Source organism: Actinomadura sp. NPDC048032, assembly GCF_040653175.1.
Taxonomy (GTDB): domain Bacteria; phylum Actinomycetota; class Actinomycetes; order Streptosporangiales; family Streptosporangiaceae; genus Spirillospora; species Spirillospora verrucosospora.
The window spans coordinates 1-8,219 of the sequence record NZ_JBEZJP010000379.1 but is presented as its reverse complement, the minus strand read 5'-3'; the positions used below and the strand labels follow the sequence as shown (position 1 = coordinate 8,219).

The 8,219-nt window shown below is 67.8% G+C and carries 16 protein-coding genes; all 16 read left to right on the top strand.

What is annotated here, in order from left to right:
• On the top strand, positions 1-666 hold a 666-nt coding region (gene rpsC / locus AB0C69_RS33535), incomplete at its 5' end, for a 30S ribosomal protein S3 (protein WP_360358922.1).
• A gap of 7 nt (positions 667-673) precedes the next feature.
• Complete coding sequence (gene rplP / locus AB0C69_RS33530; protein ID WP_089314943.1) at positions 674-1,093, top strand: 50S ribosomal protein L16; 420 nt, start codon at positions 674-676, stop codon at positions 1,091-1,093.
• Positions 1,093-1,332: a 50S ribosomal protein L29 gene (gene rpmC, locus AB0C69_RS33525; RefSeq protein WP_185028474.1), complete on the top strand. Its 240-nt coding sequence runs from the start codon at positions 1,093-1,095 to the stop codon at positions 1,330-1,332. Before rplP ends, rpmC begins: the two co-directional genes overlap by 1 nt.
• Positions 1,329-1,601: a 30S ribosomal protein S17 gene (rpsQ, locus tag AB0C69_RS33520; protein ID WP_345176381.1), complete on the top strand. Its 273-nt coding sequence runs from the start codon at positions 1,329-1,331 to the stop codon at positions 1,599-1,601. Before rpmC ends, rpsQ begins: the two co-directional genes overlap by 4 nt.
• A 110-nt stretch (positions 1,602-1,711) precedes the next feature.
• Positions 1,712-2,080 carry a 50S ribosomal protein L14 gene (gene rplN / locus AB0C69_RS33515; protein ID WP_021596728.1) on the top strand — a complete coding sequence of 123 codons (369 nt, stop codon included), beginning with the start codon at positions 1,712-1,714 and terminating at the stop codon, positions 2,078-2,080.
• A complete protein-coding gene (rplX, locus tag AB0C69_RS33510) occupies positions 2,080-2,388 on the top strand; it encodes a 50S ribosomal protein L24 (protein ID WP_360358919.1) in 309 nt (102 codons plus the stop codon). Before rplN ends, rplX begins: the two co-directional genes overlap by 1 nt.
• Positions 2,389-2,393: 5 nt before the next feature.
• Entirely contained in the window at positions 2,394-2,969 is a 576-nt protein-coding gene (gene rplE, locus AB0C69_RS33505; RefSeq protein WP_185028472.1) for a 50S ribosomal protein L5, read from the top strand.
• A 2-nt stretch (positions 2,970-2,971) separates the two neighbouring features.
• Positions 2,972-3,157, top strand: a complete 186-nt coding sequence (locus tag AB0C69_RS33500) for a type Z 30S ribosomal protein S14 (protein WP_018657585.1) — start codon at positions 2,972-2,974, stop codon at positions 3,155-3,157.
• Between the two features lie 146 nt (positions 3,158-3,303).
• A complete protein-coding gene (gene rpsH, locus AB0C69_RS33495; RefSeq protein WP_089314938.1) occupies positions 3,304-3,702 on the top strand; it encodes a 30S ribosomal protein S8 in 399 nt (132 codons plus the stop codon).
• A 16-nt stretch (positions 3,703-3,718) separates the two neighbouring features.
• Entirely contained in the window at positions 3,719-4,255 is a 537-nt protein-coding gene (rplF, locus tag AB0C69_RS33490) for a 50S ribosomal protein L6 (protein ID WP_345176387.1), read from the top strand.
• 2 nt (positions 4,256-4,257) lie between these two features.
• Complete coding sequence (gene rplR / locus AB0C69_RS33485) at positions 4,258-4,644, top strand: 50S ribosomal protein L18 (protein ID WP_089314936.1); 387 nt, start codon at positions 4,258-4,260, stop codon at positions 4,642-4,644.
• Positions 4,645-4,675: 31 nt separating this feature from the next.
• Positions 4,676-5,299 (top strand): 30S ribosomal protein S5, encoded by a 624-nt coding sequence (gene rpsE, locus AB0C69_RS33480; protein WP_149259522.1) that lies wholly within the window; start codon positions 4,676-4,678, stop codon positions 5,297-5,299.
• Positions 5,296-5,478, top strand: coding sequence for a 50S ribosomal protein L30 (gene rpmD / locus AB0C69_RS33475; protein ID WP_021596720.1), 183 nt, complete (start codon positions 5,296-5,298; stop codon positions 5,476-5,478). The genes rpsE and rpmD overlap by 4 nt, the downstream gene beginning before the upstream one ends.
• Position 5,479: 1 nt before the next feature.
• Complete coding sequence (gene rplO, locus AB0C69_RS33470; RefSeq protein ID WP_345176393.1) at positions 5,480-5,965, top strand: 50S ribosomal protein L15; 486 nt, start codon at positions 5,480-5,482, stop codon at positions 5,963-5,965.
• 227 nt (positions 5,966-6,192) lie between these two features.
• On the top strand, positions 6,193-7,488 hold the full coding sequence (gene secY / locus AB0C69_RS33465; protein ID WP_345176825.1) for a preprotein translocase subunit SecY: 1,296 nt from the start codon (positions 6,193-6,195) through the stop codon (positions 7,486-7,488).
• Complete coding sequence (locus AB0C69_RS33460) at positions 7,488-8,138, top strand: adenylate kinase (RefSeq protein WP_149258925.1); 651 nt, start codon at positions 7,488-7,490, stop codon at positions 8,136-8,138. Before secY ends, AB0C69_RS33460 begins: the two co-directional genes overlap by 1 nt.
• Positions 8,139-8,219: the final 81 nt, after the last annotated feature.

Genomic DNA, 8,219 nt, shown 5'->3' with positions numbered 1-8,219 from the left:
GTCGAGGTCAACATCCACACCGCCCGGCCGGGCATCGTCATCGGCCGTCGCGGCGCGGAGGCCGAGCGCCTGCGCGGCGACCTGGAGAAGCTGACCGGCAAGCAGGTCCGGCTGAACATCCTCGAGGTCAAGAACCCCGAGATCGACGCGCAGCTCGTCGCGCAGGGCGTGGCCGAGCAGCTGTCCAGCCGCGTCGCGTTCCGCCGTGCCATGCGCAAGGCGATCCAGTCCGCGATGAAGTCCGGCGCCAAGGGCATCAAGGTCCAGTGCGGCGGCCGTCTCGGCGGCGCCGAGATGTCGCGGTCGGAGTTCTACCGCGAGGGCCAGGTCCCGCTGCACACGCTGCGCGCCGACATCGACTACGGGTTCTACGAGGCCCGGACGACGTTCGGCCGCATCGGCGTCAAGGTGTGGATCTACAAGGGCGAGGCCGCGCAGACGCGCGCCGAGCGCGAGCAGCAGGCCGCGCAGCAGCGCGCCGCGGGCGGCGGCGGTGGCCGCGAGCGCCGCGGCGGTGAGCGTCGCGGCGGCGGCCGCGGCGGTCGCGGTGGCCGTGGCGGCGCCGGTGGCGCCGGCGGTGGCCGTGGCGGCGAGCAGAAGCAGCAGCAGGGTTCCGAGCAGCCGGCGCCGACCGCCGAGGCTGCTCCGCAGGGTGAGGGGAGCTGAGTAACCGATGCTGATCCCTCGCAAGGTCAAGCACCGCAAGCAGCACCACCCGAAGCGCCGCGGCATGGCCAAGGGCGGCACGAGGGTGACGTTCGGCGAGTACGGCATCCAGGCCGTCGAGAGCGCGTACGTGACCAACCGGCAGATCGAGGCCGCGCGTATCGCCATGACCCGCCACATCAAGCGCGGCGGCAAGGTCTGGATCAACATCTTCCCGGACCGTCCGCTGACCAAGAAGCCCGCCGAGACCCGCATGGGCTCCGGTAAGGGCTCCGTGGAGTGGTGGGTGGCGAACGTCAAGCCGGGCCGCGTGCTGTTCGAGATCTCCTACCCGAACGAGCAGGTCGCTCGGGAGGCGCTCACCCGCGCGATCCACAAGCTGCCGATGAAGTGCAAGATCGTTAAGCGAGAGGTGGGTGAGTCCTGATGGCCAAGGGTCTTACCGCCGACGACCTGCGGACCGAGCCCGAGGACGTCCTGGTCACCAAGCTCCGGGAGGCCAAGGAGGAGCTGTTCAACCTCCGCTTCCAGGCCGCCACCGGCCAGCTTGAGAGCCACGGGCGGCTGCGCACCGTCAAGCGCGAGATCGCCCGCATCTACACCGTGATGCGGGAGCGCGAGCTCGGCATCGTGACGGTCGAGGACGCCGCGGAGGGCAACGAATGACCGAGCAGACGACCGAGCAGCGGACCAGCCGCAAGATCCTTGAGGGTCTGGTGGTCAGCGACAAGATGGACAAGACCGTGGTCGTGTCCGTCGAGGACCGCGTGAAGCACCCCAAGTACCACAAGGTGATCCGCCGCACGAAGAACTACAAGGCGCACGACGAGGCCAACGAGTGCGGCGTCGGCGACCGCGTCCGTCTCATGGAGACCCGGCCGCTGTCGGCCACCAAGCGGTGGCGCGTGGTGGAGATCCTCGAGAAGGCCAAGTAGGGCCGCAGGCCCGCGGGACGCAGTCCCGCTATTGACCACAGTCTGGTTCCACCAGGCTCGGCGCCCGCGAAGGGGGCGCCGAGAACCGGTGTGACGAACAGGAGTTAGACGTGATCCAGCAGGAGTCGCGACTCAAGGTCGCCGACAACACGGGTGCGAAGGAGATCCTTTGCATCCGGGTTCTCGGCGGCTCGGGTCGGCGCTACGCGGGAGTCGGCGACATCATCGTCGCGACGGTGAAGGACGCCCTTCCCGGCGCGGGCGTGAAGAAGGGTGACGTCGTCAAGGCGGTCGTCGTGCGCACCCGCAAGGAGCGCCGGCGCCCGGACGGCTCCTACATCCGCTTCGACGAGAACGCCGCCGTCCTGATCAAGGACGGCGGCGACCCCCGCGGCACCCGTATCTTCGGCCCGGTGGGCCGCGAACTGCGCGAGAAGAAGTTCATGCGCATCATCTCGCTCGCGCCGGAGGTGCTCTGATGAAGATCCGTAAGGGCGACGAGGTCATCGTCATCGCCGGCAAGGACAAGGGCGCGACGGGCAAGGTCCTGCGCGTCATCTCCCGCGAGGAGCGGGTCGTCGTCGAGGGCGTCAACCTCATCACCAAGAACATCAAGGCCGACCAGCAGCGTGCCGGCAAGGAGAGCGGTCGCGTCACGGTCGAGGCGCCGCTGCACGTCAGCAACGTCGCGATCGTCGAGGACGGCAAGCCGGCACGGGTCGGTTACCGCACCAACGACGACGGCACGAAGGTTCGGATCTCGCGCCGTAGCGGTAAGGAGATCTGAGACCGATGACCGAGACCGTTACCGAGCGTCCCGTTCCGACGCCGAGGCTGAAGCTGCGCTACCGCGAGGAGATCGCGGGCCAGATGCGCGAGCAGTTCGGCTACGCCAACGTCATGCAGATCCCCTCGCTGACCAAGATCGTGGTCAACATGGGGGTCGGCGACGCGGCCAAGGACGCCAAGCTGATCGAGGGCGCGATCCGCGACCTGGCGGCGATCACCGGGCAGAAGCCCGCGGTGAACCGGGCCCGCAAGTCCATCGCGCAGTTCAAGCTGCGCGAGGGCATGCCGATCGGCGCGCACGCCACGCTGCGCGGCGACCGGATGTGGGAGTTCCTGGACCGCCTGCTCGCCACGGCGCTGCCCCGTATCCGCGACTTCCGCGGGCTGTCGCCGAAGCAGTTCGACGGCAACGGCAACTACACCTTCGGGCTGACCGAGCAGGTCATGTTCCACGAGGTCGACCCGGACAAGATCGACCGCTCGCGGGGCATGGACATCACGGTCGTGACGTCCGCGAAGACCGACGACGAGGGCCGGGCGCTGCTCAAGCTCCTGGGCTTCCCCTTCAAGGAGAGCTGAGCATGGCGAAGAAGTCGCTGATCGCCAAGGCGGCGCGGAAGCCGAAGTTCGGCGTGCGCGCGTACACTCGGTGCTCGCGCTGCGGGCGTCCGCGCTCCGTCTACCGGAAGTTCGGCCTGTGCCGCGTGTGCTTCCGGGAGATGGCCCACCGCGGCGAGCTGCCTGGCATCACGAAGTCCAGCTGGTGACCGCGTCCCCGGAGCGCGGCTCCGGGGGCGGCGGAAGCCGGCCTGTAATGACCAACCGGGCGCCTGAGAAGGTGTCCACGACCGCGCCAAAGGTCCACGGGCCGCATCAACCCGAGGAAACCGTGGCGAGGGAGGGCCAGTAGGCCATGACGATGACCGACCCGATCGCAGACATGCTGACGCGTCTGCGCAACGCGAATTCGGCGTACCACGACTCGGTGGCGATGCCGTACTCGAAGATCAAGGCGCACATCGCCGAGATCCTCCAGCAGGAGGGCTACATCTCGGGCTGGACCGTGGAGGACGCCGAGGTCGGCAAGAAGCTCCTGATCGAGCTGAAGTTCGGCCCGACCCGCGAGCGTTCGATCGCCGGCATCAAGCGCGTCTCGAAGCCGGGTCTGCGTGTGTACGCGAAGAAGGACAACCTGCCGAAGGTCCTGGGCGGGCTGGGCGTCGCGATCATCTCGACGTCCTCGGGCCTGATGACGGACCGTCAGGCCGGCAAGCGCGGAGTGGGCGGGGAAGTCCTCGCCTACGTCTGGTGAGGGGAGGGCACTTCTAATGTCTCGTATCGGACGTCTCCCCATCAGCGTGCCCAGCGGTGTCGAGGTCAAGCTCGAAGGCCGCGAGGTCACCGTCAAGGGCCCGAAGGGCACGCTCTCGCACACCGTCGCCGACCCCATCGAGGTCAGCCAGGAGGACGGCAAGCTCGTCGTCTCCCGGCCCAACGACGTCAACAAGGTGCGCGGCCTGCACGGGCTCACTCGGACGCTGATCAACAACATGGTCGTCGGTGTCACCGACGGTTACAAGAAGACCCTGGTCATCCAGGGCGTCGGCTACCGGGTGGTGGCCAAGGGCAAGAACGTGGAGTTCTCGCTCGGCTACAGCCACCCGATCCCGTTCGAGGCGCCGGAGGGCATCACCTTCACGGTGGAGAGGCCGACGCAGCTCGTCGTCGAGGGCATCGACAAGCAGCTCGTCGGTGAGATCGCCGCCCGCATCCGCAAGCTGCGCAAGCCCGACCCGTACAAGGGCAAGGGCGTGCGCTACGAGGGCGAGCAGATCCGCCGCAAGGTCGGAAAGGCTGGTAAGTAGTCATGGCAGGCACCAAGACCCTGGCCGGCAAGGCCACGAGCGGTCGCCAGCTTGCTCGCAAGCGTCGGCACCTGCGGGTCCGCAAGAAGGTCGTGGGCAGCGCCGCGCGGCCGCGCCTGGTCGTGACCCGCTCCAGCCGGCACGTGTTCGTCCAGGTCATCGACGACGACAAGGGCCACACGCTGGCCAGCGCGTCGACGATGGAGGCGGACCTGCGCGCCGACTCCGGCGACAAGACGGCCAAGTCCCGCAAGGTCGGCGAGCTCGTCGCCGAGCGGGCCAAGCAGGCCGGCGTCCACGCGGTCGTGTTCGACCGCGGCGGCAACAAGTACCACGGCCGTATCGCCGCTGTCGCGGACGGTGCGCGTGAGGGGGGCCTGGAGCTCTGATGGCCCTTTACAAGGTGAACGAGAGGAACCACTGATGGCAGCGCAGAGGCGTGGTGGCGGTCAGGGTGGCGACCGTCGCGACCGCCGCGACGACCGCCGCGGTGGCGCCGACAAGGGCCAGTCGTACATCGAGAAGGTCGTGGCGATCAACCGTGTCGCCAAGGTCGTCAAGGGCGGGCGTCGCTTCAGCTTCACCGCTCTGGTGATCGTCGGTGACGGCAACGGCACCGTCGGCGTCGGCTACGGCAAGGCCAAGGAGGTGCCCGCGGCGATCGCCAAGGGCGTCGAGGAGGCCAAGAAGCACTTCTTCAAGGTGCCGCGGATCCAGGGCACCATCCCGCACCTGGTGCAGGCGCGCGACGCGGCGGGCGAGGTCCTGCTCCGTCCGGCCAGCCCCGGTACCGGCGTCATCGCCGGCGGCCCGGTGCGCGCGGTCCTGGAGTGCGCCGGCATCCACGACGTGCTGAGCAAGTCGCTGGGCAGCGACAACGCGATCAACATCGTGCACGCCACGATCGCGGGTCTGAAGTCGCTGAAGCGTCCCGAGGAGATCGCGGCCAAGCGCGGCCTGCCGATCGAGGACGTCGCCCCGGCGGCCATGCTGCGCGCGCGTGCCGCGGGCAGCGAGCCGAGGGCGGAGGTCGCGTCGTCGTGAGCAACCTGAAGATCACGCAGACCAAGTCCGTGATCAGCGAGAAGCAGAACCAGCGTGACACGCTGCGCACCCTGGGCCTGAAGAAGATCGGGCAGAGCGTGGTCCGCGAGGACCGCCCCGAGGTGCTCGGCATGATCCGGACGGTGGCGCACCTGGTCACCGTCGAGGAGGTCGACTGACATGGCGGCTGATCTCGGTAAGGACTCCGCTGCGGAGACCGAGGGCGCCCCGCTGAAGGTGCACGACCTGCGTCCGGCCCCCGGCGCCAACAAGGCCAAGACCCGCAAGGGCCGTGGCGAGGCGTCCAAGGGCAAGACCGCCGGTCGCGGCACCAAGGGCACCAAGGCCCGCAGCACCGTCCCCGTCGGTTTCGAGGGCGGCCAGATGCCCCTGATCCGCCGGGTTCCGAAGCTCAAGGGCTTCAAGAACCCGAACCGGGTCGAGTTCCAGGTCGTGAACCTGGACAAGCTCGCCGCGCTCTACCCCGAGGGCGGCGAGGTCACGGCGGAGGACCTGGCGGCGAAGGGCGCGGTGCGCCGCGGCCGTCCGGTCAAGATCCTCGGCACGGGCGACATCTCCGTCGCGGTCCGGGTGAAGGCGCACGCCTTCTCCGGCGCCGCCAAGGAGAAGATCGCGGCCGCCGGCGGATCCGCCGACGAGCTGTAAGAAGGACACCTGATGCCGGGGCCGCGCCCGCATGAGGCCCGGGGCCGTGAGGCCGCCGGGTCCGGCGGGGCGGCCCCGGTGTCATCTGCTGTTAGAGTCACACGAGCGAAGGTACTCCGCGTGAGATTGCGCACTCTGCCGTCACACCGGGTATTCTCCGCCCGAACTCATGGACCTGAAACCGCCCCCTCGGCGGCCATGAACCCGCCAGTCGCGCAGGAGGAATGGTGCTGACCGCGTTCGCTCGGGCTTTCCGTACGCCTGACCTGCGTAAGAAAATCCTTTTCACGTTGTTCATGATCGTGGTGTTCAGGATCGGTTCGATCCTGCCGACGCCCAACGTGAACGTGAAGGTGCTGAAGGAGACCGCGGACGCGGCCAAGGGCAGCAGCCAGCTCTACGGCCTGGTCGACCTGTTCAGCGGCGGCGCGCTGCTGAAGCTGTCGGTCTTCGCGCTCGGCATCATGCCGTACATCACGGCCAGCATCATCCTGCAGCTGCTGACGGTGGTGATCCCGCGGCTGGAGGCCCTGAAGAAGGAGGGCCAGGCCGGCACGACGAAGATCACCCAGTACACGCGGTACCTGACGGTCGGGTTGGCGATCCTGCAGGCGACCGGCATCGTCGCGATGGCGAGCACCGGTCAGTTGTTCCAGGGCATCTCCGGCAGCGGCGACATCCTGTACGACAAGGGCATCTTCCCGATCATCACGATGGTGATCATCATGGTGGCGGGCACGACCGTCATCATGTGGCTGGGCGAGCTGGTCACCGACCGCGGCGTCGGCAACGGCATGTCGATCCTGATCTTCACCCAGGTGGTGGCGGTCTTCCCCGCCCAGTTCTGGAGCATCTACAAGACCAAGAACGGCTTCGTCTTCGCGGTCGTGATCCTGGTGGGTCTGGCGATCATGGCCGGGGTCGTGTTCGTCGAGCAGGCCCAGCGGCGCATCCCGGTCCAGTACGCCAAGCGGATGGTGGGACGCCGCATGTACGGCGGCACGTCGACCTACATCCCGCTGAAGGTCAACCAGGCCGGCATCATCCCGATCATCTTCGCGTCCTCGCTGCTCTACCTGCCGGTACTGGCCACCCAGTTGTGGCCCAACACGAAGTGGCTGCAAAAGGTCCAGCCCTATCTCCAGCAGGACAACGCCTGGCACATGGGGATCTTCTTCGTCTTCATCATCTTCTTCACGTACTTCTATGTGGCGATCACCTTCAACCCCACTGAAGTCGCCGACAACATGAAGAAGTATGGTGGATTCATCCCAGGTATCCGTCCTGGTCGGCCGACCGCCGAGTACCTCGACTTCGTGCTGACCCGGATCACCACACCCGGTGCGCTCTACCTGGGGCTCGTGTCCCTCATCCCGATGGTCGCCTTCGCACTCATGAAGGCGAGCTCGGACTTCCCGTTCGGCGGCACGAGCATCCTCATCGTCGTCGGCGTCGGACTGGATACCGTGAAGCAGATCGAGAGTCAGCTCCAGCAGCGCAACTACGAGGGCTTCCTCCGGTAGTGCGTATCGTCCTGGTGGGCCCCCCGGGTGCGGGCAAGGGGACGCAGGCCCAGTTCATCGCATCTCATCTGTCGGTCCCGAAGATCTCGACAGGTGACATCTTCCGCGCGAACGTCAGCGGCGGGACGCCGCTCGGCCGGCAGGCCAAGCAGTACATGGACCGCGGCGACCTCGTCCCCGACGAGGTCACGATCGCGATGGTCCGCGACCGGCTCGGCGAGGACGACGCCCGCGACGGCTTCCTGCTGGACGGGTTCCCGCGCAACGTCCCGCAGGCCGAGACGCTGAAGAAGATCCTCGCCGAGTGGGACACCCGCCTCGACATCGTGCTGGAGCTCGTCGTCGACGAGGACGAGGTCGTCCGGCGGCTGTCGGGCCGGCGCACCTGCGACAAGTGCGGCCGGATCTGGCACGTCGACTTCGACGACAAGCAGGACGACATCTGCGACGACTGCGGGGGTCACCTGTTCCAGCGGGACGACGACAAGGAAGAGGTCGTCATGCACCGCCTGGAGGTGTACCGGCACGACACGGCGCCGCTGGTGCAGTTCTACGCCGACGAGAACATCCTCGTCGGCATCGACGCCACCGGACCGGTCGAAGAGGTCACCAAGCGCGCCCTCACCGCGCTGCGCCCGTTGGAGAAGTGACGGGCCCGCTGGAGAGGTCGACGGGTTCACTGGAGAAGTGACGGCCCCCCGAGGGGGTCGTGGGCGCGGACGCGGGTGATC

Excerpts from the sequence above, each read along its gene's own strand:
- rplO (WP_345176393.1), top strand. The coding sequence starts at position 5,480 with ATGGCGGCTGATCTCGGTAAGGACTCCGCTGCGGAGACCGAGGGCGCC.
- rplR (WP_089314936.1), top strand. The coding sequence starts at position 4,258 with ATGGCAGGCACCAAGACCCTGGCCGGCAAGGCCACGAGCGGTCGCCAG.
- rplP (WP_089314943.1), top strand. The coding sequence starts at position 674 with ATGCTGATCCCTCGCAAGGTCAAGCACCGCAAGCAGCACCACCCGAAG.
- rpsH (WP_089314938.1), top strand. The coding sequence starts at position 3,304 with ATGACGATGACCGACCCGATCGCAGACATGCTGACGCGTCTGCGCAAC.
- rplX (WP_360358919.1), top strand. The coding sequence starts at position 2,080 with ATGAAGATCCGTAAGGGCGACGAGGTCATCGTCATCGCCGGCAAGGAC.
- rplE (WP_185028472.1), top strand. The coding sequence starts at position 2,394 with ATGACCGAGACCGTTACCGAGCGTCCCGTTCCGACGCCGAGGCTGAAG.
- rpmC (WP_185028474.1), top strand. The coding sequence starts at position 1,093 with ATGGCCAAGGGTCTTACCGCCGACGACCTGCGGACCGAGCCCGAGGAC.
- AB0C69_RS33500 (WP_018657585.1), top strand. The coding sequence starts at position 2,972 with ATGGCGAAGAAGTCGCTGATCGCCAAGGCGGCGCGGAAGCCGAAGTTC.
- rpsQ (WP_345176381.1), top strand. The coding sequence starts at position 1,329 with ATGACCGAGCAGACGACCGAGCAGCGGACCAGCCGCAAGATCCTTGAG.
- rplF (WP_345176387.1), top strand. The coding sequence starts at position 3,719 with ATGTCTCGTATCGGACGTCTCCCCATCAGCGTGCCCAGCGGTGTCGAG.